This is a genomic window from Phycicoccus sp. Root101, from assembly GCF_001426245.1.
In the GTDB taxonomy this organism is placed as follows: Bacteria; Actinomycetota; Actinomycetes; order Actinomycetales; family Dermatophilaceae; genus Pedococcus.
In genome coordinates this window covers 632,684-657,308 of record NZ_LMCM01000001.1, presented here as the reverse complement: position 1 = coordinate 657,308, position 24,625 = coordinate 632,684, and the positions used below count along the sequence as shown (strand labels likewise).

Here is a 24,625-nt window from a genome sequence, read left to right as displayed (position 1 = left end):
TCACCAGGTGACCTCGGCGCAGCCGGTGTGGGTGTCGGGCTCGACCTGCAGGGTCGCGTGCTCGACCCCGAACCGGCTGCGCATCACCTGGCGCGCGTCGTCCAGCACGGCGTGCGCGTCGGTGCTCTGTGCGGTGACGAGGTGGGCGGTGGCGACGTTCATGCCGGAGGTGAGCGTCCACACGTGCAGGTCGTGGACCTCGCGCACTCCCGCCACGGCACCGAGCGCGCTGGCGACCTGGTCGGGGTCCATGCCCGCGGGGGCGTGCTGACCCAGGACGACGAGGACCTCACGACCGAGGGCCACGGCCCGGACGGCGACGAAGACGGCGATGGCCAGGGCCACGCCGGTGTCCCACCAGGCGTTGCCGGTGGCGGCCACGAGGACCCCGGCCACCAGGACGCCGAGCGACCCGACGGTGTCGGCGACGACCTCGAGGTAGGCGCCCTTGACGTTCAGGGACTCCGAGGCGCCCTCGCGCAGGAGGACGAGGCAGACGACGTTGACGACGAGCCCGAGGAAGCCCACGACGAACATCGGTGTCGCCGCGACCTGGGCCGGCGTCCCGATCCGTCCCAGCGCCTCGACGACGATGTAGACCGAGACGCCGAGCATGAGGAGGACGGCGAGCCCTGACGCGAACACCTCGGCGCGGTAGGAGCCGAAGGTGCGCCTTCCCGTCGTGTCGGGCCGCGCGGCGATGCGGGTCGCCACGAGGGCGGCGCCGAGGGCCACCACGTCCGCGGCCATGTGCCCGGCATCCGAGAGCAGCGCCAGCGACCCCGACACGATGCCCGTGACGAGCTCGACGACGAAGAACCCTGCGACGAGGGCGAATGCGGTCCGCAGTCGCCACCGGTGCGCCGCGCCCGCGTGACCGGGGATCGGCGCGTGCGAGTGGGAGTGGGAGCCGCCCACGGCGTCAGGAACCGTCCGTGGAGGTCATGTCCCGATCGTACCCGGGGGGTCTCGGAGGCTCAGTCCTCGTCCAGGGCCGTGAGTCCGAGGTAGGCGCAAGCCCTTCGTGCTGCACTGAGGTCGTCGTCGTGGACGGAGTGGAACTCCGTGACGAGGCCGCGCGCCACGATGGCCAGGTCCGTGCCCGTCTCCTCCGAACGCCAGGTGAGCAGCTCGAGTGCTGCGCCGGCCGTGAGCCGGAAGGCGGCGATGAGGGCGCCCTTGGCCTGCTCGATGACGGGATCGATCGCCGGGCGACGCGCCTCGACCATGAGGACCTCGGCGGCGGCCTGCGAGGTGGCCACGGCGAAGGCCGAGGTGAGGTCGACGAAGTAGCCCTGCACCGTGGCGATCCGTCCGTCGGCGTCACAGACGGCCTCGCCCACCGAGAGCACCTCGCGCACCTGACCGTGGGTGTCGAGGACGCGGTGCCGGCAGCAGAAGGGCTCGCCCGTCGAGAGGACGCTGCGCAGCGTCTGCTCCGTCGCGACCAGGTCCTCGGGGTGCTTGTGGCTCATGAGCAGCTCGGTGGTGGGTTCGACCTCGCCCTCGGTGAGCCCGTGCAGGTCGAACATGCCCGGTGACCACCACCAGTCACCGCTGCGGACGTCGTAGCGGAAGCGCGCGGCGGGCTCGGCGGTGCCGGCGGTCAGGGCGGTCAGCGGGTCCCAGGCCGCGGCACCGGTGCCCGTGGCCCGGCCCGGCTGGGTGGGTGCCTCGTTGACCGGCTTGCTGTGGACCGCGCCTGCGAGGGCCTCACCGGGGACGGGGGAGGATCCCTCCGTCCGGAGGGGTCGGTCGACGGGGGAGCTGGGCGTGACGGTGCTCATCGTGCTCTCTCGCCTCGGAGGATGGTGCGAAAGATGTACCACAGCCGGGGTGCCCGCCGGGGGTTTGCGGGCCGCCGCCCGCACGGGCGCCGCGGACGGTAGGATGGGCGCAGTACCGGCCCCGGCGCCATACCGTCCCTCTCGCACCGACTCAGCTCGGTGCACGGCGGTCGCGGCACCCCGGGGTCCCCGGTCCCACCGCGGGGGCAGCTGCTCCGTCCCCGCCCCGGTCGCTCGACCGGCGGGTCCGGGTCGCGTCGAGGGGTCCCGGGAGGGACGCCTGCCGTCGCCTGATCGTCCCGGTCGTCCCAGGCCGGGTCCGCCCGTCCGCTCGCCGCGGTCCTTCGGAGGAGAAGTTCTTGGCTCGAGGCCAACGCCAGCCCGGCGCCACGCGCAGTGGTGCCGCCAGTGGTGGTCCCGCCCGCTCGGGCGGAGCGCGTCGCGGAGGTGCCCAGGGGGGTCAGCGGTCGCCCCGACGGGTCCGTGACCTCGACAACGAGGGGATGATCCCGGTCCTCGCCCGCGCCGTGCGCGAGGTCGAGGCCGCCGCCCAGCGTGGAAAGGTCCGCCCGTCCGGCCGGACGAAGTTCCAGGTCGTCGCCCTCCTGGTCCGCGAGGAGCGGGCGCGGATCCGCAGCGACGCCGAGAGCACCGAGGCGCAACGCACGGAGCAGCTCAAGCGGCTCGACGGCGTGGCCACCATCCTCGCCAAGACCGCGGCGCGGGACACCTCCCTGCTGGTCCTGCTGCCCGAGGACACCCCGGTCTCCGACGACGCTGCGACGCTCAAGCGCGAGATGCAGCTGGCCGCAGGGTTCGAGGTGCCCGACGAGCCGGAGCCCGAACCCGTCGACGACTCCGCAGCCCCGGTCCCCGAGCGGCGGGTCGTGCCCCGCTCGGTCGTCGCCCGCCAGCTCGCCAACCCGTTCCTCGCCCCCGACTTCTCCGCCGTGGAGCACAAGCGCCCCACGGGCCGGCTCAGCAGCTGGGAGCTGCTCGGTCCGCTGTTCCGCTCCTTCGAGTACGGCGGTGCGTCGTCCTGCATGGAGCTGCCGGAGGACGCCCCCGTCAAGGCCCCTGCCGGGCTCGAGCTCATGCACCACCAGGCCCAGCTCGTCGGCGCGGCCGCAGCGGGCCACCGCACCTTTCTGCTCGCCGACGAGCCCGGTCTCGGCAAGACCGCCCAGGCCCTGCTCGCCGCCGAGGCCGCAGGCGCCTACCCGCTGCTCGTCGTCGTCCCGAACGTCGTCAAGACGAACTGGGCCCGGGAAGCGGCCCTCTGGACCCCCCGCCGCACCGCGACCGTGGTCCACGGCAACGGCGACACCATCGACGGGTTCGCGGACATCGTCGTCGTCAACTACGAGGTGCTGGACCGCCACGTCGGCTGGCTCGGCAACCTCGGGTTCCGCGGCATGGTCGTCGACGAGGCGCACTTCATCAAGAACAAGACGTCGCAGCGCTCGCAGCACGTCCTGCAGCTCTCCGAGCGCATCCGCTCGCGCACCGTGCGGCCGCTGCTCATGGCCCTCACCGGGACGCCCCTGATCAACGACATCGAGGACTTCCGCGCCATCTGGCAGTTCCTCGGCTGGATCGACGACAAGAAGCCGTTGGCCCCGCTCATGCACGCGCTCGAGGAGACCGGGCTGACGCCGGCCGACCCGGGCTTCTACACGGCTGCGCGCACGAGCGTCATCGACCTCGGCATCGTGCGCCGCCGCAAGGTCGACGTCGCGTCCGACATCCCGGCCCGGCGCATCGCCGACCTCCCGGTCGAGCTCGACGACGAGGCTGGTCGGTCGATCCGCGCCGCCGAGCGCGACCTCGCCCGGCGCCTGGTGTCCCGCTACGACTCCGCGCTGGAGAACCGCCGCTCGAGCGTCCTCGTCGAGGGCATCGACCACGAGCTGGTCCGCAGGGTGGCTCGCTGGGAGCGCGAGGACACCAACTCCTCCGCCTCGGAGGAGAACGTGTTCGGCGTGATGCGGCGCATCGGGCAGGCCAAGGCCGGCCTCGCCGCCGACTACGCCGCCCAGCTCGCGCGCAGCGTCGGCAAGGTCGTCTTCTTCGCCAAGCACATCGACGTCATGGACGTCGCCGAGGAGACCTTCGCCAAGCGGGGGCTGCGCTACTCCTCGATCCGCGGTGACCAGACGCCCAAGCAGCGCCAGGCCAACATCGACGCGTTCGTGAACGACCCCGAGGTTGCGGTCGTCGTGTGCTCGCTGAGTGCGGCCGGGGTCGGCCTGAACCTGCAGGTGGCCTCGAACGTCGTCCTCGCCGAGCTCTCGTGGACCGACGCCGAGCAGACCCAGGCCATCGACCGGGTGCACCGGATCGGGCAGGAGGAGCCGGTCACTGCGTGGCGCATCATCGCCGCCCAGACCATCGACTCCAAGGTCGCCCAGCTCATCGACGCCAAGGCCGGCCTGGCCGCGCGCGCTCTCGACGGGTCGGACGAGGACGTGTCCTCCTCCGAGGACATCCAGCTCGAGGCCCTCGTGGCGCTGCTCACCGACGCGCTCCAGGCCCGTCTGACCGTCTGACCGCACGGTCGGCCGTCTGCCCGGCGGGCTCGTCGGTCAGCGCGTGGGGACCGTCGAGCCGTGCGTGGCGAGCGCGAGCTCGATCAGGTCCGCGGCGTCCCGCAGGGTGTGCCCGAGGGGTAGGGTCCCGTGGGCGACGTCCTCCTGGGCAGCCCCGCCGACGTACACCGGGAACCCGGCGTCGAGCGCGTGCAGGGCCTCGGCGGTCTCGCGGACGGCGATGACGTCGGCCTGCATCGGCACCCCGACGACCACGGCCGCAGGGGAGTGCCGACGGACGACCTGCACCCAGTCCTGCGCCGGCAGGTCGGTGCCGAGGTAGACGACCCGGACCCCGCGTCGGCGCAGCACCACCGAGAACGCCAGCACCCCGAGCTCGTGGTGCGATCCGCGGGCGAGGCCGACCACCACCAGGGGTCCGCCGGGTTGGCGCGGGCAGGCCTCCATCGCGGCGCCGAGGTGACGGTGCACGGTGGCGCTCACGACGTGCTCGCCGGCGACGTCGACCCGGCCCTCGCGCCACCAGGCGCCCACGACCTGCAGGGACGGCATGAGCCAGGTGTCGACGACGTCCTCGAAGGCACCGCCCGCGAAGGCCTCCACCATCGCGGCGGAGACCGCCCCCGGGTCCATCGCGGCAGCCCCCCGCGCCAGCGCGGCCAGGGGGTCCCCGTCCGGCACCTCCGTCGGCGCGGGAGCCGCGACCGGTGCAGGACTCCTGCCCCGACCCGATCCCGGCGCCGAACCCGGTGCGGGCCGCAGGCCCGTCATCGTCTCGAGGGCCACGGTCGTGTCGGTGCCCCCGGTGTCCCGGCCGGGCTGTTCGGACAGCAGGTGGTCGGCGGCCTGGCGCGGCGCCCAGCCGGCGGCCACGAGCGAGGACATCGCGCGCACGACCTGCAGGGCGCGCTCGTCGTAGAGGCGGTAGCCACCGTCGGTGCGCAGCGGCTCGACCAGCGCGTACCGCCGCTCCCAGACCCGCAGGGTGGCGGCCGGAACACCGGTCAGCCGCGCGGCGTGGCTGATCGTGTACACCCGCGCAGCGTAGCCCCGACGTTGGTCAAAGTATGGACAAGAGCTCCTGCGGCGGGCAGGATCACTCCAGGGTGCAACCTTGGACAAACATTGTTCACAGAGTCTGGGCCTGCTTGGCCTCCTCGACCAGGGGCGAGGCGGCCGCGGAGCTGTCGGCTCGACCGACCACCCGACCGACCCCGACGTGCCGAGACCTTGCTCCGGCGCGTCGGGGTCCACCCGTCGGGGCCGACGGGCGCGCGGAACCAAAAGCCTGCTGACAGGATGACTGCATGAGCGAGCCCGTCCTCCCGGACATCGCGCCGGGGCGGGTCGTCGGCGTCGACGTCGCCCGAGCGTTCGCGCTCGCGGGAATGATGGCCACCCACCTCCTGCCCGGTCGGATCGGGAACGACGTGCCCTGGGCCCAACAGGTGGCCGGGGGTCGCGCGTCGGCCCTGTTCGCGGTGCTGGCCGGGGTCAGCGTCGCCCTCGCGAGCGGCCGGACCGAGCCGCTGCGAGGCCGTGAGCGCGGCGCCGCGTCGGTGCGGCTCGCCGTCCGTGCCCTGCTCATCGGCGCCCTCGGCCTGGCGCTCGGTGCCGTGCCCACCGTGATCGCGGTCATCCTCGCCTCGTACGCAGTGCTCTTCCTCCTCGGCCTGCCGTTCCTCGGGCTGGGCCCCCGCTCGTTGGCGGCCTGGGCGGTGGCGTGGGTCGCCCTCGCCCCCGTCGGCGCCCACCTCCTGCGCCCCCTGCTCCCACCTCACGAGGTCGGCAGCCCGGAACCCGAGGACCTCCTGCGCCCCGGCCACCTCCTGAGCGAGCTGCTCCTCACCGGTTACTACCCAGCCGCCGTGTGGGTCGCCTACCTGCTCGCCGGTATGGCGCTGGGCCGGCTCCCGCTGGCCCGGCCCGTGGTCGCGGCCCGGGTGCTCGCCGTCGGGGTGGTCCTCGCGGTGGCGGCCACCGCGAGCTCCCGGCTCCTGCTGGGGCAGCCGGGAGCGCGGGCGGCGCTCGCGGCGACCTATCCCGACACGGTGACGCCCGACCCCTCCCTCGCCACGGACCCCGGGGCCCTCGACGCCCTGTTGACGCACGGGCTGGGCGGGACCACGCCCACCGGTTCGTGGTGGTGGCTGGCGGTGGTGGCCCCGCACTCGGGCGCGCCGCTGGACCTGGCCCAGACGATCGGCACCGCCATGGCCGTGACCGGGCTCTGCGTGCTCGCCACCCGGATCCACCCGAGGGTGTGGGCGGCGGTGTTCGGGGCCGGCGCCATGACCTTGTCGCTGTACACCCTGCACGTGCTGATGATGGCCCAGGGCTGGTGGCCCGACTGGGAGTCGCCGGACCACTACGGCGACCAGGTCCTCGTGGTCGGTGTCGTCGGCGCGTTCTTCGCGCTCGTGCCCCTGCGGGGACCGCTGGAGACGGTGGTGTCGGTGACCTCCCGGCGGGCGGCTCTCTGGCTCGTAGCCCCTGCCCGTCTGCCGGGCACGGCCCCGCGATAGGCAATCCGTCCCACCCCGCACGCCGAATGACCTGCACGTCGACCCCCTGAACGGATGGACCACCATGTCAGCACCACGCCGCGCCGTCATCGGCAGCGGAGTCGCAGGCCTCACCGCCGCCCACGTGCTCAGCACGCGCGGCCCCGTGACCCTGTACGAGGCCGACGCCCGCCTCGGCGGTCACGCGGACACGCACGAGGTCGAGGTGGACGGTCGCGTGGTCGGCGTGGACACGGGCTTCATCGTGCACAACGACCGGACCTACCCGACGCTGCTGCGCCTGTTCGCCGAGCTCGGTGTGGCCACCCAGGACTCCGACATGAGCATGTCGGTCCGGGACGACGAGTCCGGCCTGGAGTACGCCGGCGCGAAGAAGGCCAAGGGGCTGTTCCCCCGCGTCGCCAACCTCGCCAACCCGTCCTACCTGCGCATGCTCACGGAGGTGAAGAAGTTCCACGGTGCTGCCCGCGACGTGCTGGCCCGCGACTCCTCAGACACCGACCGCGACGAGACCCTGGGCGCCTTCGCCCGCCGGGTCGGCTTCAGCGCGTACTTCACCCGCCACTTCCTCGAGCCGGTCGTGGCAGCCGTGTGGTCCTGCGACCCGGACGTCTCGCTGAAGTACCCCGCCCGCTACCTGTTCGAGTTCCTCGACCACCACGGCATGCTCACCGTCTTCGGGTCGCCGACCTGGCGCACCGTCACCGGCGGCTCGAAGCGCTACGTCGAGGCCCTCGCCGCAGGCATCGACGACATCCGCCTCGCGACCCCCGTCAGCTCGGTCACCGAGACACCTGACGGCGTGCTGGTGGTCGACGCCGGCGGGAACAGCGAGACGTACGACTCCGTCGTCATCGCAGCCCACCCGCACCAGGCGCTCGCCATGTTGAGCACCCCCACCGACCTCCAGCGCGACGTCCTCGGCGCGATCCCTTACTCCAGCAACGTGGCCCAGCTGCACACCGACGAGTCGGTGCTGCCGCGCACGACAGGTGCCCGGGCCTCGTGGAACTACTGGCGTCGCCCCGAGCGCGCCGGTGGGACCGGTGTCCTCGTGACCTACGACCTCACGCGGCTGCAGCGCCTCGACGTGCCGGGACGGCGGTTCCTCGTCACACTCAACGGCGTGGACTGCGTGGACCAGGACAAGGTCATCGACACGATGAGCTACGAGCACCCCCTCTACACCCCGGAATCCGTTGCAGCGCAACGACGTCTTCCCGAGATCAACACCTCGCGGGTCGCCTTCGCCGGCGCCTACCACGGGTGGGGGTTCCACGAGGACGGCGCGCTCTCCGGGGCCAAGGCTGCGGCTGCCCTCGGCGTCGACTGGGACGAGGCGGTCGTCGAGGAAGTGCCGGAGGAGGTCGTCGCCCGATGAGGACCTCGCCCGCGACGCGCATCTACGCGACGTCGGTCCACCACGCGCGCAAGGAGCCGGTCGCCCACCGGTTCCGCACACGCAGCCACAGCTGGCTCGTCGACCTCGACGACCTGCCGCGCCTGGGTGGCCTGCAGCGCCTTGCGAGCTTCGAGTCGCGCGACCACCTCGGTGACCCCGCGCGGACCCTGCGCCAGAACCTCGACACCTTCCTCGCCACCAAGGGCGTCGACCTGCGCGGCGGGCGGATCCTGATGCTCGCCATGCCCCGGGTGCTCGGAACCGTCTTCAACCCCATCAGCGTCTACTGGTGCCACGACCCCGAGGGCACGCTCGCGTGCACCGTGGTCGAGGTCCACAACACCTACGGCGACCGGCACGCCTACCTCGTGCAGGCCGACGAGTTCGGCCGGGCAGAGGTCGACAAGGCCCTCTACGTGAGCCCGTTCAACGACGTGTCGGGCTCCTACAGCCTCACCGTCCCCGAACCCGACGACCGGGTGTCGGTCCAGGTCGTCCTCCGACGCCCCGGACGCCCCGCCTTCGTCGCCGGGATGACCGGGCGCGCACTCCCCGTCACGACCCGCACGGTCCTGCGCCTGGCGCTGACCCAGCCCCTCGAACCTCTCTCCGTCTCGGCACGGATCCGACTCCACGGCATCTGGCTGTGGCTGCGTCGCCTGCCGGTCCAACCCCGTCCGTCCCACCACCAGGAGGCAGTCCAGTGACCACCGCCACCGCCGGGCTCTCCATGAGCCCCGCCATCGACCCCGTCCGCTGGCCGGGCCTGACCACCCGCCGCGCCAGGGCGCGCCGGGTCGTCGAGGGTGCCCTCGCCCGACGCATCTTCCTGTCCGCGGTGAAGCGGCTGCCCGTGCGTGTGCAGCTCGGCCGCGAGGCGATCGTCGGCGGAGCGGCCGTGGACCCGACCGCACCCCTCATGGTCATCGAGCGCCCGGACGCCTTCTTCGAGGCCGTCGGTGCCAACGGCCTCATCGGCTTCGGTGAGTCCTACATGGCGGGCGACTGGAACGCCGAGGACCTCGGCGGCCTGCTCGAGGTGTTCGCCGCCCAGATGGCCACGCTCATCCCCGAGCCGCTGCAGAAGCTGCGCGCGGTCTACGTCGCCCGCATGCCGCACACGGAGAAGAACTCGACGGCCAACACCCGCAACAACATCGCGAGGCACTACGACCTGTCCAACGACATGTTCGCCACGTTCCTCGACAGCACCCTCAGCTACTCGTCGGCGTTGTTCGCCGGGGACGAGCAGCGCGGCGGACCGGTGGCGGGGGAGGCCGTCACGGTCAGCCGTCCGGCGTCCGCCCCGGCCTGGGACGACCTGGCCGAGGCGCAGGGTCGCAAGGTCGAGCGCATGCTCGACTCCGCGGGGGTGGGTGAGGGCAGCCGCGTCCTCGAGATCGGTACCGGCTGGGGCGAGCTCGCCATCCGCGCCGCCCGACGGGGCGCGACCGTGCTGTCGGTCACCCTCTCGTCCGAGCAGCAGGCCCTGGCCCGCGAGCGCATCGCCGCAGCAGGGTTCGCCGAGCAGGTGGACGTGGAGCTGCTCGACTACCGCCTGGTCGAGGGCAAGTTCGACGCCGTCGTCTCCGTCGAGATGATCGAGGCCGTGGGGCACGAGTACTGGGGCGAGTACTTCCGCAAGATCGACAGCGTCCTCGCTGCCGGCGGCAAGGTCGCCATCCAGGCGATCACGATGCCGCACGACCGGATGCTCGCGACGCGCTACACGTACACGTGGATCCACAAGTACATCTTCCCCGGCGGCTTCCTGCCGTCGACCCAGGCCATCGTGGACGTCAACCGTGCCCAGACCTCGTTGCGGGTCTCGGAGCGGCTGTCCTTCGGCCAGCACTACGGCGAGACCCTGCGCCTCTGGGACGAGCGGTTCCTCGGTGCGCTCGAGCGGGTCCACCAGCTCGGTTTCGACGAGGTCTTCGACCGGATGTGGCACTTCTACCTCGAGTACTCGCGGGCGGGTTTCCGCTCCGGCTACCTCGATGTCCAGCAGCTCGTTCTCCAGAGGGAAGGCGGCCGATGACCGCGACAGACACCACCCCCAGCACCGCCACGGCCACCCAGCCGGGCGTCGCCGCCGAGATCGCCGCGGCGCTCGCCCCCTTCGTGGGCGGCGCCCTGCCGGTGCACCTCTCCGCCTGGGACGGCAGCGCGGCCGGCCCGCAGGACGCTCCCCACGTCGTCCTCCGGTCGCCGCGGGCCCTGCGCAGGCTGCTGCGCCACCCGGGTGAGCTCGGCGCCTCGCAGGCCTACGTCACCGGCGAGCTCGACGTCGAGGGCGACCTCGACGCGGCCCTCACGCACGTGTGGTCCGTCGCGCACGAACGCGGCCTGGGCGCCATACGCCCGACTCCGGCGGCCATCGCCGCGATCGTCAAGGTTGCGAAGAGCGCTGGGGCACTGGGGATCCCGCTCCGGCCGCCGGCGAGCCAGGCCGTCCTCAAGGGGCGCCTGCACAGCCTGGGTCGCGACAAGCAGGCCATCCACCACCACTACGACCTGTCGAACGAGTTCTACGAGCTCATCCTCGACCCGCACATGGCCTACTCCTGCGGCTACTGGACCTCCGACGACCCCGACTACACGGTCGAGGACGCCCAGCGCGACAAGCTCGACCTGGTGTGCCGCAAGCTCGGCCTCCAGCCGGGCATGCGCCTGCTCGACGTCGGGTGCGGCTGGGGATCGATGAGCCTGTATGCCGCGGAGCACTTCGGCGCGCAGGTCACCGGGGTGACCATCGCCGCCGAGCAGAAGAAGTTCATCGACGCACGCATCGCCGAGCGTGGACTGCAGGACCGGGTCGAGATCCGGCTCCAGGACTACCGCGACGTGCCGGACAGCGACTTCGACGCCGTCGTCTCCCTCGAGATGGGTGAGCACGTGGGGGAGCGCAACTACCGCACCTACACCTCGGTCCTCCACGACCGCGTACGCCCCGGTGGCCGGGTGCTCATCCAGCAGATGTCCCGGCGTGGCCGGCACCCGGGTGGGGGTCCCTTCATCGAGTCGTTCATCGCCCCCGACATGACGATGCGGCCCGTCGGCCAGACCGTCGACCTCATCGAGGAGTCGGGGCTGGAGGTGCGCGACGTGCACGCGCTGCGCGAGCACTACGTGCGCACCGTCGACGCCTGGCACGACACGTTCGAGGCCAACTGGGACCGGGCCGTCGCCCTGGTCGGTGAAGAGGTCGCCCGCGTGTGGCGGCTCTACCTGGTCGGTGGCTCGATGGCCTTCCGCGACGGTCGCATGGGCGTCGACCAGATCCTGTCGGTCCGCCCGGACCACGGTTCGTCCGGCCTCCCGCCGCAGCGCCCTACGATCTGGTCATGACCTTCGACAGCTCGAACTTCCTGGCCGTCACCGGTCTCTCGCTCCTCACGGTCGTCGTCCTCATGGCGGCGACCGCGGTCGTCGGCGCGAGGCAGGGGCGCGTCAGCGTGGTCGACACGACCTGGGGCCTCGGGTTCGTGGTCGTGGCGGTCGTGGCCGCCCTCGTCGGTGACGGCACGGGGTGGCGCCGCCTCGCCCTCGTGGTCGTCGTCGCGCTGTGGGGTCTGCGCCTGGCGTGGCACGTGACGCGACGCAACGCGGGCAAGGGCGAGGACCCGCGCTACGCGGAGATGCTCGACAAGGAGCCCGGGAACCCGACGTGGGTCGCCATCCGGAAGGTCTACCTCGTGCAGGGCCTGGCCGTCTGGTTCGTGTCCCTGCCGATCCAGGTGAGCGCTGCGTCCGGACCCGGGATCACCGTGGTCGCCGTCCTCGGGCTGCTGCTGTGGGCGGTCGGCCTCACGTTCGAGGCGGTCGGTGACGCCCAGCTCAAGGCGTTCAAGGCCGACGCCTCCAACAAGGGCAAGGTCATGGACCGCGGCCTCTGGTCGTGGACGCGCCACCCCAACTACTTCGGGGACTCCTGCGTCTGGTGGGGGATCTACCTCGTCGCCGCGAGTGCGTGGCCCGGTGTCCTCACCGTCCTCTCGCCCGTCGTCATGACCTACTTCCTCGTCTTCGCCACGGGGGCCAAGCTCCTCGAGAAGCACATGGGCGAGCGCCCCGGGTACGCCGAGTACCGTCGGCGCACGAGCTACTTCCTGCCCCGCCCGCCGAAGCAGGCCTGAGACCCCCGCCCGACTGCCGCGGCTGACGTCGCGCCCGTGTCGGACACGGCGGCTAGGGTCGCTGGCGTGGACTGCCTCTTCTGCCAGATCATCGATGGCTCGGTGCCCGCCACCGTGGTCGTCGACGAGCCGTTCGTGCTCGGGTTCCTCGACACCCGGCCCGTGTTCAAGGGGCACGTCCTTCTCGTTCCCCGCATCCACGTCGACACCTTCCCCGACCTCCCGGCCGAGCTCCTGCCGGTCCTCATGGGCGCCGCCCAGCGCACGGCGAGCGCCGTCGTCGCCGGGCTCGGTGCGCAGGGGTCGTTCGTGGCGGTGAACAACGTCGTCTCGCAGTCGGTCCCGCACCTGCACGTCCACGTCGTGCCGCGCACCAAGGGCGACGGGCTGCGCGGCTTCTTCTGGCCCCGCACGAAGTACGCCTCGGACGAGGAGGCGCAGGAGTATGCAGGGCGGGTCGCTGCCGCGCTCGCGCCTGCACCCCGGTGACGCCATGAGGACCCACACCGTCGTGCCCTCGCCGATCGGCGACCTCACCCTCATCGCCGAGGACGGCGTCCTGGTCGCGCTGCACATGGACCGGGCGAAGCACGCACCCGGCTCCACGGCCGAGCTGGGGGAGCGGGACGACAGCGGCTTCGACACCGCCACCAGGCAGCTCGGCGAGTACTTCGCCCGCGAGCGGACCACCTTCGACCTGCCCCTGGCACCGGTGGGCAACGCGTTCGAGCAGAAGGTGTGGGCGTTGCTCCGCGAGATCCCGTACGGCCAGACCCGCAGCTACGGCGACCTGGCCAGGGCACTGGGCGACGTCGGGTTCAGCCAGGCGGTCGGGGCCGCCAACGGACGCAACCCGCTCGGCATCATCGTCCCGTGCCACCGCGTGATCGGCGCGGACGGCAGCCTCGTCGGCTATGCCGGTGGCCTGGACCGCAAGCGGTTCCTCCTCGCCCTCGAGGAGTCCGAGGAGACCCGGGCCGCACGGTTGTTCTGACCGGCCGTCCACGTCCTGGGACGACGTGGGGCGCCTGTGGCTCGTGGGGCCTGTGTCCGGTCTGCGCCTCGTCCGTTCGTGCCGTTCCCCCCGCGCGGCCAGGTAGGCGGCGACGCGGACCGGCAGGGTGGGCGGGTCTGCTGCGGCCGGGTCCGGCCGCTCCACGCGCGGGAGGGAGAGGTCGGTGCGGGTCCAGCTGGTCAAGCTCGGGGTGCTGTCCGCCCTCGTCACGGCGGTCGTGGCCCAGACGGCGTCCGCCCACGAGCTGACCGCGGGGGCCGGGTCCGCCGAGAAGGCCTCCACCACGCCGGCGGTCCTGCCGGTCGACCTGTCGGTCGGGCCAGCGCTGACGCCTCCCGTGGTTGCCGTCCCCGACGCGTGGTCCTTCGACGACGCGCACGGTGCGTTCGCGCCGGCCGCCGGTGCTGCCGGCCGGGTCGTCGTGGCCGTCCGCCGGACCGTCGCACCGCCCAAGCCGCCGAAACCCCCGACCAGGGCCTCCTCGGGCGCGCTCCCGCGGGCGGGCACACCGCAGGCCGTCCTCGCCGCCGCCTACGTCAGGGCCGCGGCCGCCGCCCCGGCCTCCTGCCACCTCCGCCCGGCCCACCTCGCTGCCATCGGCCAGGTCGAGTCCGGCTCGATCGGTGGTCGCCAGGTCGACGCCGACCACCGGGTGACCCCGGCGATCTACGGCCCGCTGCTCGACGGCGGACCCTTCGCGGTCGTGCACGACAGCGACGGGGGTGCCTACGACGGGGCCGGCGACTACGACCGTGCCGTGGGTCCCCTCCAGTTCCTGCCGGGCACCTGGCGCTGGGCCGGGCGCGACGGTGACGGCGACGGTCGCCGCGACCCGCAGAACGTCTTCGACGCCGCCCGGGCGACCGCCGACTACCTGTGCCGCGACGGACGCGACCTGTCCCGCAGCGGTGACCTGCGCTCGGCGATCCTCACGTACAACTGGTCCGGGGAGTACGTCGCCGCGGTCTCGCAGTGGGTCACCTTCTTCACGCGGCACGGGCTGGCCCCGATGACCGACGTCGCCTTCCGGGTGGGTTCCGGCGGTCGCGCCAGCGACCTGGCGGTCGCCGAGCCCGAGAAGGCGAAGAAGCCGGCCAAGAAGCCTGCGAAGAAGCCGGTGAGGAAGCCGGTCAAGGCGTCACCCACGACGCCGCACCGGGGTCCCGTGACGACCACGCCGACTCCGTCCCCGACGACACCGGTGCCGACCACGCCGGTGCCCGACCCGACGACCTCGGGGCCCACGACCCCCGATCCCTCCACGACCACACCGGTCCCGGACCCCACGCCCTCGACCCCCGACCCGGCGTCGACGGTCCCTCCGCCCGATCCGTCGGGCGACGTGTCGACTCCCACGACGGGGTGAACCCGACGACGTGATGCGCATCGCAGCCCACGCAGCGAGGTGAGGCCACGGCATACGTGCGCCGATAGGGTTGTTGACGCAGATGCAGGCGTCATGGAGGACGGCACCCCCGACCAGGGGTGGCCGTCCTTCGTCTTTCACAGGAGAGTGTCGGTATGTCGCACGAGGTCCACACCCAGCAACGTCACCGCGTCGTCGTGGTCGGTTCGGGGTTCGGTGGGTTGTTCGGCACGCAGGCGCTCAAGCGCTCCGACGTCGACATCACCCTGATCGCCAAGACCACCCACCACCTGTTCCAGCCCCTGCTCTACCAGGTGGCCACGGGCATCCTGTCCGAGGGCGAGATCGCGCCTGCCACCCGTGAGGTGCTCGCCCGACAGGACAACGCCCGCGTGCTCCTGGGCAACGTCACACACATCGACCTGGAGTCCAGGACGGTGACCTCCCGCGTCCTCGACCGCGAGACCGTCACCGAGTACGACTCGCTGCTCGTCGCGGCGGGGGCCGGCCAGTCGTACTTCGGCAACGACCACTTCGCCCAGTACGCGCCCGGCATGAAGTCGATCGACGACGCGCTCGAGCTGCGCGGACGCATCTTCGGTGCGTTCGAGTGGGCGGAGCTGGCCACCACCCCCAAGGAGATCGAGCGCTTCATGACGTTCGTCGTCGTCGGCGCGGGACCGACCGGGGTGGAGATGGCCGGCCAGATCGCCGAGCTGTCGCGGCGCACGTTGCGTCGGGACTTCCGGTCCATCGACCCCACCCGCGCGCGCATCGTGCTGCTCGACGCTGCACCGACCGTCCTGGGGGCGTTCGGTGACCACCTGGGCGCCAAGGCCGCCGAGAAGCTGCGCAGCCTCGGGGTCGAGGTCCAGCTCGGTGCGATGGTGACCGGGGTCGACGCGACAGGCATCGACGTCAAGGACTCCGACGGCTCCATGCGTCGCATCGAGTCCGTCACCAAGGTCTGGGCCGCCGGGGTCCAGGCCTCCGAGCTGACCGCCCAGCTGTCGGACCAGTCCGGCGCGAGCCTCGACCGGGCCGGACGCATCGAGGTGAACGACGACCTCACCCTCCCGGGCCACCCCGAGGTGTTCGTCGTCGGTGACATGGCCGCGCTCAAGGGCTATCCCGGTGTCGCGCAGGTGGCGATCCAGGGTTCGCGCTACGCCGCTGACCAGATCAAGCGACGGCTCGCGGGCAAGGCGCCGGCCGGCCCCTTCGTCTACAAGGACAAGGGATCGATGGCGACGATCTCGCGCTTCAGCGCCGTCACCTCGATCGGCAGGCTCCACTTCAGCGGCTTCGTCGCGTGGCTGCTGTGGCTGGCCGTGCACCTCGTCTACATCATCGGGTTCAAGCACCGCCTGACGACGCTCCTGCACTGGGCGGTGAGCTTCGTCGGCCGTGGGCGGTCCGAACGCACGGTGACCGAGCAGCAGGTGTTCGCCCGCACGGCGATCGAACAGCTCGGCGACGGCTACGCCCCGTCCCTGCCGCGCGTCCCAGCCGACCGCAAGCCGCCGGCGCAGTCCGTGGCCCAGGCGCGCGAGCAGGGCAGCCGCGTCCTCTGAGACCGGCCGTCCGGGCGGCGTTGGCGGGGGAGGAAGTTCGCCGCACGCAGGCACGCGGGCGGGCGTTCGCCTAGGGTGCAGCCATGCCCCTGGACTACCCGATCCACGAGTTCACGCTGCCCAACGGCCTGCGTGTCGTGGTCTCTCCCGACACCAGCGTCCCGAACGTCACGGTCAACCTCTGGGTCAACGTCGGCTCGCGCCACGAGGTCGCCGGACGCACCGGCTTCGCGCACCTCTTCGAGCACCTGATGTTCCAGGGCTCGCGCAACATCGCCAGCGGTGAGCACTTCACCCGGCTGATGGCCGAGGGCGGACGCCTCAACGCGACGACGTGGTTCGACCGCACCAACTACTTCGAGACCGTCCCCAAGGGTGCGTACGAGCTGGCCCTCTGGATGGAGGCCGACCGGCACGGGTACCTCCTCGACGCGGTCAACCAGGAGAACCTCGACAACCAGCGGGACGTCGTCAAGGAGGAGAAGCGCCAGCGCTACGACAACGTGCCCTACGGCAAGGCCCTGATCGAGGTGTATGCCGCGGTGTTCCCCGAGGGGCACCCCTACCACCACCCGACGATCGGGTCGATGGAGGACCTCGACGCGGCCAGCGTCGAGGACGTGCACGAGTTCTTCCGCCGCTACTACGGGCCGAACAACACCGTGCTCACCCTCGTCGGCGACCTGACCCCCGAGGAGGGCTTCGCCGCGGCCGAGCGCTACTTCGGTCACCTGCCGGCCAGTGCCGAGACGCCACGCGCCAACCTCCCGCAGCTCGAGCCGCTGCCCGCGCCGGTGCACGTCGACCGGCCGGGACCGGTGCCGAACGACCGGCTGCACATCGCGTTCCGGCTGCCGGCCGACAACACCGAGGAGTTCTTCGCGGCGGCGCTCGCGATCGACGCCCTGGGTGGGCTGTCGACCTCGCGCCTCGTGCAGCGCCTGGTGCGCCGCGAGCAGGTCGCCAACGCAGTGCAGGCCCACGCGATGGGGTTCGTCGACGGCGTGAGCCTCGGGTTCTTCGTCGTGGACGTCGCCGAGGGGCAGGACCCGCAGGCCATCGAGGCTGCCGTGGTCGAGGAGCTCGAGCGGTTCGCGAAGGAGGGCCCGACCGAGGTCGAGGCCGAGTCCGCGATGGCGCAGTCCGAGCGCAGCTGGCTGTCCGCACTCGCGGGACAGGAGGAGCGGGCCGACCTCATCAGCCAGCACGCACTCCTGCACGGCGACGCGCAGTTCATCAACACGTTCCTGGACCGCATCGGCCAGGTGACCCCCGACCAGGTGCGCGCCGCGGCGCAGGCGTGGCTGGCACCCGAGAGCAGGGCGGTCGTGCGCCACCTCGTGGCGACGCAGGAGGACGCAGCATGAGCACCGGACACACCACCCCCGAGACCCCGCAGCAGGATGGTGCCCCGCGCCCCGAGGTCACGCCGCCGGGTCCGTGGAGCTTCCCGGTCCCCACCCGGCAGACCCTCTCCAACGGCATCGAGGTGCTGGCGTACGACATCCCGGGGCAGTACGTCATCTCGGTGCGCACGGCGCTGCCCCTTCCCCTGTCCGCCGAGCCGCGCGAGGTCGAGGGCGTGGCCACCGTGATGGCACGGCTGCTGGACGAGGGGACCGCCGAGCACTCGCCCGAGGAGTTCGCAGAGCTGTTGGAGCGCAAGGGGATCGCGCTCGGGGCCTCGGTCAACGAGGCCGGTGTCGGGGTCGACCTCGACGTGCCCAAGCGACGCCTCGAGGAGGCCCTCGACCTCCTGCGGCTCGCACTCTCCGAGCCGGTCTTCCCGCAGACCGAGGTCGACCGCATCCGTCGCACCAGGCTCGCCGAGATCGAGCAGGAGCGGGCCCTCGCGCCCCAGCGCGCCGCGCGCGCGTTCGTCGCGACGTTCTACGACGCGCAGGACCGGGCCTCGCGGCCGTCGGCCGGCACGGCCACGTCGATCTCAGCGCTGACGCGACAGGACGTCGTGGACTTCCACGCCAGGCACGTCGGCCCGCAGGGCATGACGGCGGTCGTCGCCGGCGACCTGTCCGACCTGGACGTGTTCGGCATGGTCGAGCGCACCCTCGGCACCTGGACCGCCGAGGCCTCCGTACCGGACGCGGTCCCCGCCCTCCGCGCCGCCGACGCCGCGCGGATCGTGCTGGTCGACCGGCCGGGCTCGGTGCAGAGCGAGGTCCTCGTGGGCTGCGCGGGCCCGGACCGACGCGTCGAAGGTGGCTGGGCGCCATACCCCGTCCTCGGGTTCGTGGTCGGCGGCTCGCCCAACGCACGGGTGGACGCGGTGCTCCGTGAGGAGAAGGGCTACACCTACGGCATCCGCTCGGTCTTCCGGCCGCGCAGCTCCGGCGGTTTGTTCCTCACCTCGGGGTCGGTCCGCGCCGACGCCACCGTGGAGTCCGTGCAGCTCCTGCTCGAGATCCTCGGCAGCGGTCGCGAAGGCTTCGGCGAGGAGGAGGTGCGCTCCGGGGTTGACTTCGTCAGCAAGACCGCACCCGGCCGCTACGCGACGGCCGACGCGGTCGCCGACGAGGCCTCGACCATGGCCCTGGAGGGGCTCACGACGGAGTTCACCACCCGCAACCTCGAGCAGATGCGCGAGCTCGGTCCGAAGGACCTCCAGGAGGCCTACCGCCGGTGGGTGCAGGGGGAGTGGACCGTCGTCGTGGTCGGGGACGCCTCGACGTATGCCGACGCCATCCGCGAGCTGGGCGTCGGCGAGGTCACCGTCGTCCCCAACTGACGTGAGCCGGACGCCGGATGGCGCCGGGCCGTCGGGCGCTGTCCGGCGTCCGGGGCGCGGCGCGGCGCGAACGAGGTGCCTCGTCAGCGGTTCAGGCGCGCGCGTCGGTACCCAGACGGGCGAGGACCTCGTCGTGCAGCAGCCCGTTGGTGGCCACGGCGTTGCCACCCCACGGACCCACGGTGCCCGCCAGCGACGTGAACCGGCCGCCGGCCTCGGTGACGATTGGGACCAGCGCCGCCATGTCGTAGACCGCGAGCTCGGGCTCCGCCGCGATGTCGACGGCCCCCTCGGCGACGAGCATGTAGGACCAGAAGTCTCCGTAGGCGCGCGTGCGCCAGCACTCGTCCGTGAGGTCGAGGAACTGCTGGTGCCGATCGAGGGCACGCCATCCCGACAGGCTCGAGTACGACAGGGAGGCGTCCTCGATCCGGGACACCCGTGACACGTGGATGCGCTTCGCGGCGGTCAGGCTGCGACCGGACCAGGCGCCGGATCCCGTTGCAGCCCACCACCGCCGGCCGAGCGCCGGTGCGGCCACGAGGCCGAGGACCGGCTGCCCCTCGTCGACCAGGGAGATCAGCGTCGCCCACGCGGGGACGCCACGGACGAAGTTGTGGGTGCCGTCGATCGGGTCGATGACCCACCGTCGCGGGCCGTGACCCGTGGTCTCGAACTCCTCGCCCTCGACGGCGTCGCGGGGCCTGGTGCGCTTGAGCTGCGAACGCACGAGCTCCTCGGCGGAGCGATCCGCATCGCTCACCAGGGTGAGGTCCGGCTTCGACTCGACGACGAGGTCCTCGGCGCGGAACCGCGCCATGGTGATGCGTTCGACGGCGTCCGCCAGGACATGGGCGAGGCGCAGGTCGTCGTCGTAGGGCACCCGGCCACGCTAGCCCGTCCCCCCGGTGCGGCGAGGGACCGCCACGGGTGCACTCACAGCAATCTCCCAGCCGCGAAGGGGTGTCGGCCCGAGCTGTCCACCGCTAGCGTCGGCGGACCTGAGGTCCCGACAGCCCGTCCGCACCGGACCCGACCGACCCGCAGGAGCCTGCCGTGTTCGACACCGTCCTCGGACTCCCCGTCCACGCCCTCGTGGTGCACGGCGTCGTGGTGCTCCTGCCGCTGATGGCCCTCGTCACGCTGGTCTGGGCCTGGCGTCGACCGGGACGGGCGACCGCCGGGTGGCTCGTCGTCGCCGCCGACGCCGTCGTCATGGTCATGACCTTCGTGGCCAAGCAGTCGGGGGAGGCGCTCCAGCGACGGCTCGGTGGCCAGGCCGCGGTGGAGCACGGTCACCTCGCCGGACCACTGCCCCTCATGGCCGGTGCGCTGCTCCTGGCCGCGGTCCTCGTGCAGGTCCACCGCATCCGGGTGTCGGCCTCCGCCACCACCGGTCAGCAGGTGCGCACGGCCCTGTCCGTGCTGGTCACGGCGGCCGCCGGGGTCGTGGTCGTGTGGACCATCCGGGTGGGTCATTCGGGCGCCGAGGCCGTGTGGGGGCAGATCGTGAGGAACACGTCCCAATAGGTCGAAAAGCCACTCACGCCGAAGATCTGCTCTCAGGTCGGCTGCGGGACGATCACGTTTTTGTCTCGGGTTGGCTCAGAACGTCGCCTTTACTCCCTCCTTGCTCTTTCATGGGTGCCACAACACGACGCCCTGGGCGTTACAGGGCTGCACTCCGACCGGCGTGCAGCCCGGACCGACCGTTCACTCGAACGGCAGACCCTAAGTAGGAGGACATCAATGCGAGGACTTACTCGCACGGTGACCATGGTTGCTGGTATTTCCACCGTGGCGCTGCTCGCAGCTGCCTGTGGTGGCGGTAGCGGCGACAAGGCCACCAGCTCCAGTGCAGGCGGCAAGGCCGGCGGCGCTGTCACGGTCCGTGGGTGCAACCCCCAGAACCCCCTCATTCCCAGCAACACCACGGAGACCTGTGGTGGAAACGTGCTCGACGCCATCACGGCGAAGCTCGTCCACTACAACCCCGAGACCGGTGCGCCGGAGAACGACATCGCGGACAAGATCGACACCACGGACAACCAGAACTTCACGGTGACGATCAAGAAGGGTTACAAGTTCCAGGACGGCACCGAGGTCAAGGCGAAGAACTTCGTCGACGCCTGGAACTACGCCGCCTACGGCCCGAACGCCCAGTCCTCCGGGTACTTCATGGAGCCCATCGAGGGTTTCGGTGACATGCAGTGCGCCGGCACCGACGCCGAGGACCCCTGCAAGGGGTTCACGCCGAAGGCCAAGACCCTCACCGGTCTCGCCGTGAAGGACGACTACACCTTCACGATCAAGACCACCGAGAAGGTCTCCAACATGCCGGTCCGTCTCGGCTACTCGGCGTTCTCGCCGCTGCCGGACACCTTCTTCAGCGACCCGAAGGCCTACGGCGAGAAGCCGGTCGGCGCGGGCCCGTACAAGCTCGACTCCTGGACCAAGAACACCGAGATCAAGCTCAGCAAGTTCGCTGACTACTCGGGCAAGTTCGGTGGCAAGCTCGACGCGATCACGTTCAAGATCTACCAGGACGCTGACGCTGCCTACACCGACGTCCAGGCCAACAACCTCGACGTGACCGACGAGGTTCCCTCCTCGGCGATGATCGACGACAAGTACAAGACGGACCTGCCTGACCGCAACGCCCAGAAGGCCGTTGGCGTCATCCAGACCATCACGTTCGCGCCGGTCAAGGTCGACCCGAACTACGCCGACCCGAAGATCCGTCAGGCCATCTCGATGGCCATCGACCGTCCGACGATCATCAAGCAGATCTTCAACAACACCCGTCAGCCCGCCACCGGCTGGGTCTCCCCGGTCGTCGACGGCTACAAGGCCAACGCCTGTGGCGAGTACTGCACCTTCGACGCTGCCAAGGCCAAGGCCAAGCTGGACGAGGCCGGCGGCTTCAAGGGCGGCAAGATGACGATCGCCTACAACGCTGACGCTTCTCACAAGGCGTGGGTCGAGGCGACCTGCAACTCCATCAAGGGTGCCCTCGGTGTCGACTGTGTCGCCACCCCGGTCGTGGACTTCTCCACCTTCCGCGGCAACATCGCGGCGGGCAAGCAGAAGGGCATGTTCCGCACCGGCTGGCAGATGGACTACCCGTCGATCGAGAACTTCCTCGCCCCGATCTTCAAGACCGGCGCGTCCTCGAACGATGGCAAGTACAGCAACCCTGAGTTCGACAAGCTCCTCACCGAGGCTGCTGCCTCGACGGACGCTGCTCAGGCCAACCAGAAGTACCAGGAGGCCGAGGCACTGCTCGCCAACGACATGCCGGCCATCCCGATGTGGTACTCCACCGCGACCTTCGGCTGGTCCGACAAGGTCACCGGCGTGAAGATCACCGCGTTCGGCACGATCGACTTCTCCAGCCTCGCGCTGAAGTAAGTCGACCCGGTTCGCCCACCCTGATCGGGTGAGCGGATCCAGACAGGTCGTCGGCCTGCCGGCCCAGTGTCGGCAGGCCGATGGCCTGTCCGGGGACAGTCGTGGCGTGACCCGCCTGATGCCCCCAGCACCCCCTATACGACTATGTTGTGATGGGCAGCGACGCCAACCTGAGGTAGCGTCCCCGCTCGTCCAGCCACGCTGCCGGGAACACCCCATCCCGCTGGCGTCAAACCCAAGGAGGTGACGTGTACAAGTACATCCTTCGGCGACTGATTCAGATGATCCCGGTGCTGCTTGGAGCCACGTTCATCATTTTCGTCATGGTCTACGCCCTTCCCGGCGACCCCACCATCGGGCTCTGCGGCGAGCGTCCGTGCCCGGCTGCCTTCGTGGCCGAGTTCCGTGACAAGCACGGCCTCAACGACCCGTTCCTGGTCCGGTACTTCACGTACATGGGCAACCTCCTCCACGGTGACCTGGGCACCAACTTCCGCGACCTCGCGGTGGTTGACGAGCTCAAGCTCCGCTACCCGACCACGGCCAAGCTGGCCGGTATGGCGATCGTCTTCGAGACCGTCATCGGCATCATCGCCGGTGTGCTGGCCGGCATCCGCAAGGGCCGGTTCATCGACAACCTGGTCCTGGTGAGCACGCTCTTCGTCATCTCCATCCCGATCTTCGTCATCGGTGTGACGCTGCAGTACTACTTCGGCCTCAAGTACCCGATCTTCCCGGCGACCGTGGGCTCCGACGTCACGTACTACAAGCTGCTGCTCCCGGCCTTCGTCCTCGGTTCTGCCTCGATCGCCTACGTGGCCCGCCTGACGCGCACCAACCTCGTCGAGAACCTCCGGGCCGACTACCTGCGCACCGCGACCGCCAAGGGCCTGACCCGCCGGCGCACGCTGAGCGTGCACGCCCTGCGCAACTCCCTCATCCCGGTCGTCACCTTCATCGGCGCCGACTTCGGCGGCCTGCTCGGTGGCGCGATCGTGACCGAGCGCATCTTCAACATCCAGGGCGTCGGTGGGTTCCTCTTCACCGGCATCCGCAACCGCGACCCCGTGAGCGTCGTCGGCACCGTGACCGTCCTGGTGCTCGTCTTCCTCATCGCCAACCTGCTCGTCGACCTCTTGTACGGCGTGCTCGACCCGAGGATCAGCCATGACTGAGGCATCGACCATCGCCGTCTCCGCAGAGGCCGGTCAGCCGGTGGGTGGCCAGGCGGACGAGGGGCGTTCGCTCGCGTCCGACGCCTGGCGCCAGCTCAAGGGGAACCCGATCTTCTGGGTCTCCGTCAGCCTGATCACCCTGTTCGTGGTCATGGCACTCGTGCCGCAGCTGTTCACCAACGTCGACCCCGGCGCAGCCGTCCTCAAGGAGGCCCGTGCGGAACCAGGGGCCGACGCGTGGTTCGGTCGCGACATCCAGGGCTACGACATCTACTCGCGCACCGTCTACGGTGCCCGCGCGTCGATCCTCGTCGGTGTCTTCTCGACGCTGGCCACGGTGGTCATCGGCCTGGTCATGGGTGTCCTCGCCGGGTACTACGGCGGCTTCCTCGACACCCTGGTCTCCCGCGTGACGGACATCTTCTTCGCGATCCCGCTGCTCCTCGGCGGCATCCTGTTCATGTCCACCTTCCCGAACGACCAGAACACGCCCTACCTCGTGGTGGTCGGCAAGGTCGTGCTGGTGCTGTCCGTCTTCGGGTGGCCGAGCATCGCCCGCCTGATGCGTTCGTCGGTGCTGCAGGTCAAGCCCAACGACTACGTGCAGGCGGCGCGGGCCCTCGGCGCCAGCCCCTGGCGGATCATCCGGTCCCACGTCATGCCCAACGCGCTCGCGCCGGTCATCGTGGTCTCGACGATCAACCTCGGTGTGTTCATCACCGCGGAGGCCACCTTGAGCTTCCTCGGGATCGGGCTCACGCCGCCGGCCGTCTCGTGGGGTGTCGCGATCTCGGACGCCCTCGTGGCTGTGCGGACCTACCCGCACATCCTGCTGTTCCCCAGCCTGTTCCTCTCCCTTGCGGTGCTGGCCTTCATCATGCTCGGTGACGCCGTGCGCGACGCCTTCGACCCGAAGTCGCGCTGAGCGGGAAAGAC

At 71.1% G+C, this 24,625-nt stretch carries 21 protein-coding genes; 17 read left to right on the top strand and 4 right to left on the bottom strand.

What is annotated here, in order from left to right:
- A complete protein-coding gene (locus ASC58_RS03030; RefSeq protein WP_082552868.1) occupies positions 1-918 on the bottom strand; it encodes a cation diffusion facilitator family transporter in 918 nt (305 codons plus the stop codon).
- A 59-nt stretch (positions 919-977) separates the two neighbouring features.
- Positions 978-1,787 (bottom strand): PAS and ANTAR domain-containing protein, encoded by an 810-nt coding sequence (locus tag ASC58_RS03025; RefSeq protein ID WP_056918291.1) that lies wholly within the window; start codon positions 1,785-1,787, stop codon positions 978-980.
- 503 nt (positions 1,788-2,290) lie between these two features.
- Here ASC58_RS03025 and ASC58_RS03020 point away from each other — a divergent pair.
- Positions 2,291-4,336, top strand: a complete 2,046-nt coding sequence (locus ASC58_RS03020; RefSeq protein ID WP_082552867.1) for a DEAD/DEAH box helicase — start codon at positions 2,291-2,293, stop codon at positions 4,334-4,336.
- A 36-nt stretch (positions 4,337-4,372) separates the two neighbouring features.
- Here the strand turns inward: ASC58_RS03020 and ASC58_RS03015 are convergent, their stop codons facing one another.
- The gene (locus ASC58_RS03015; protein ID WP_056918290.1) at positions 4,373-5,371 is read right to left on the bottom strand and encodes a MerR family transcriptional regulator; all 999 of its coding nucleotides are present in this window, start codon (positions 5,369-5,371) and stop codon (positions 4,373-4,375) included.
- Positions 5,372-5,643: 272 nt separating this feature from the next.
- Between ASC58_RS03015 and ASC58_RS03010 the strand changes: the two genes are divergently transcribed.
- The 12 genes from ASC58_RS03010 to ASC58_RS02955 all read left to right on the top strand — a co-directional run bounded on the left by ASC58_RS03010 (position 5,644) and on the right by ASC58_RS02955 (position 19,103).
- Positions 5,644-6,861, top strand: coding sequence for a heparan-alpha-glucosaminide N-acetyltransferase domain-containing protein (locus ASC58_RS03010; RefSeq protein WP_056918289.1), 1,218 nt, complete (start codon positions 5,644-5,646; stop codon positions 6,859-6,861).
- 64 nt (positions 6,862-6,925) lie between these two features.
- Positions 6,926-8,242: an NAD(P)/FAD-dependent oxidoreductase gene (locus ASC58_RS03005; RefSeq protein WP_056915316.1), complete on the top strand. Its 1,317-nt coding sequence runs from the start codon at positions 6,926-6,928 to the stop codon at positions 8,240-8,242.
- Positions 8,239-8,970, top strand: coding sequence for a DUF1365 domain-containing protein (locus ASC58_RS03000; RefSeq protein ID WP_056915315.1), 732 nt, complete (start codon positions 8,239-8,241; stop codon positions 8,968-8,970). The genes ASC58_RS03005 and ASC58_RS03000 overlap by 4 nt, the downstream gene beginning before the upstream one ends.
- Positions 8,967-10,304: a cyclopropane-fatty-acyl-phospholipid synthase family protein gene (locus ASC58_RS02995; protein ID WP_056918288.1), complete on the top strand. Its 1,338-nt coding sequence runs from the start codon at positions 8,967-8,969 to the stop codon at positions 10,302-10,304. The genes ASC58_RS03000 and ASC58_RS02995 overlap by 4 nt, the downstream gene beginning before the upstream one ends.
- Positions 10,301-11,614: a cyclopropane-fatty-acyl-phospholipid synthase family protein gene (locus tag ASC58_RS02990; protein WP_056918287.1), complete on the top strand. Its 1,314-nt coding sequence runs from the start codon at positions 10,301-10,303 to the stop codon at positions 11,612-11,614. Before ASC58_RS02995 ends, ASC58_RS02990 begins: the two co-directional genes overlap by 4 nt.
- Entirely contained in the window at positions 11,611-12,402 is a 792-nt protein-coding gene (locus ASC58_RS02985) for a DUF1295 domain-containing protein (protein WP_056918286.1), read from the top strand. The genes ASC58_RS02990 and ASC58_RS02985 overlap by 4 nt, the downstream gene beginning before the upstream one ends.
- 66 nt (positions 12,403-12,468) lie before the next feature.
- Positions 12,469-12,891 carry an HIT family protein gene (locus ASC58_RS02980; RefSeq protein ID WP_082552865.1) on the top strand — a complete coding sequence of 141 codons (423 nt, stop codon included), beginning with the start codon at positions 12,469-12,471 and terminating at the stop codon, positions 12,889-12,891.
- 4 nt (positions 12,892-12,895) lie between these two features.
- Positions 12,896-13,396 (top strand): methylated-DNA--[protein]-cysteine S-methyltransferase, encoded by a 501-nt coding sequence (locus tag ASC58_RS02975; RefSeq protein ID WP_056918459.1) that lies wholly within the window; start codon positions 12,896-12,898, stop codon positions 13,394-13,396.
- A gap of 184 nt (positions 13,397-13,580) precedes the next feature.
- Positions 13,581-14,783 (top strand): lytic murein transglycosylase, encoded by a 1,203-nt coding sequence (locus ASC58_RS21775; protein WP_056918284.1) that lies wholly within the window; start codon positions 13,581-13,583, stop codon positions 14,781-14,783.
- A gap of 155 nt (positions 14,784-14,938) precedes the next feature.
- Positions 14,939-16,357 carry an NAD(P)/FAD-dependent oxidoreductase gene (locus ASC58_RS02965; protein WP_056918283.1) on the top strand — a complete coding sequence of 473 codons (1,419 nt, stop codon included), beginning with the start codon at positions 14,939-14,941 and terminating at the stop codon, positions 16,355-16,357.
- A gap of 83 nt (positions 16,358-16,440) precedes the next feature.
- Positions 16,441-17,724 (top strand): pitrilysin family protein, encoded by a 1,284-nt coding sequence (locus ASC58_RS02960; RefSeq protein ID WP_056915308.1) that lies wholly within the window; start codon positions 16,441-16,443, stop codon positions 17,722-17,724.
- Positions 17,721-19,103 carry a pitrilysin family protein gene (locus ASC58_RS02955; protein WP_056918282.1) on the top strand — a complete coding sequence of 461 codons (1,383 nt, stop codon included), beginning with the start codon at positions 17,721-17,723 and terminating at the stop codon, positions 19,101-19,103. Before ASC58_RS02960 ends, ASC58_RS02955 begins: the two co-directional genes overlap by 4 nt.
- Positions 19,104-19,194: 91 nt before the next feature.
- Here ASC58_RS02955 and hisN read toward each other — a convergent pair whose 3' ends face one another.
- Positions 19,195-19,986 carry a histidinol-phosphatase gene (gene hisN, locus ASC58_RS02950; protein ID WP_056915306.1) on the bottom strand — a complete coding sequence of 264 codons (792 nt, stop codon included), beginning with the start codon at positions 19,984-19,986 and terminating at the stop codon, positions 19,195-19,197.
- Positions 19,987-20,159: 173 nt separating this feature from the next.
- On the opposite strand from hisN, the gene ASC58_RS02945 reads away from it, so the two are divergent.
- From ASC58_RS02945 to ASC58_RS02930, 4 genes are all read left to right on the top strand, one after another.
- The gene (locus tag ASC58_RS02945) at positions 20,160-20,633 is read left to right on the top strand and encodes a DUF2231 domain-containing protein (protein ID WP_056918281.1); all 474 of its coding nucleotides are present in this window, start codon (positions 20,160-20,162) and stop codon (positions 20,631-20,633) included.
- A 219-nt stretch (positions 20,634-20,852) separates the two neighbouring features.
- The gene (locus ASC58_RS02940) at positions 20,853-22,514 is read left to right on the top strand and encodes an ABC transporter substrate-binding protein (protein WP_056915304.1); all 1,662 of its coding nucleotides are present in this window, start codon (positions 20,853-20,855) and stop codon (positions 22,512-22,514) included.
- A gap of 248 nt (positions 22,515-22,762) precedes the next feature.
- Positions 22,763-23,689 (top strand): ABC transporter permease, encoded by a 927-nt coding sequence (locus ASC58_RS02935; RefSeq protein WP_056915303.1) that lies wholly within the window; start codon positions 22,763-22,765, stop codon positions 23,687-23,689.
- Positions 23,682-24,614, top strand: a complete 933-nt coding sequence (locus ASC58_RS02930) for an ABC transporter permease (RefSeq protein WP_056915302.1) — start codon at positions 23,682-23,684, stop codon at positions 24,612-24,614. Before ASC58_RS02935 ends, ASC58_RS02930 begins: the two co-directional genes overlap by 8 nt.
- Positions 24,615-24,625 lie beyond the last annotated feature (11 nt).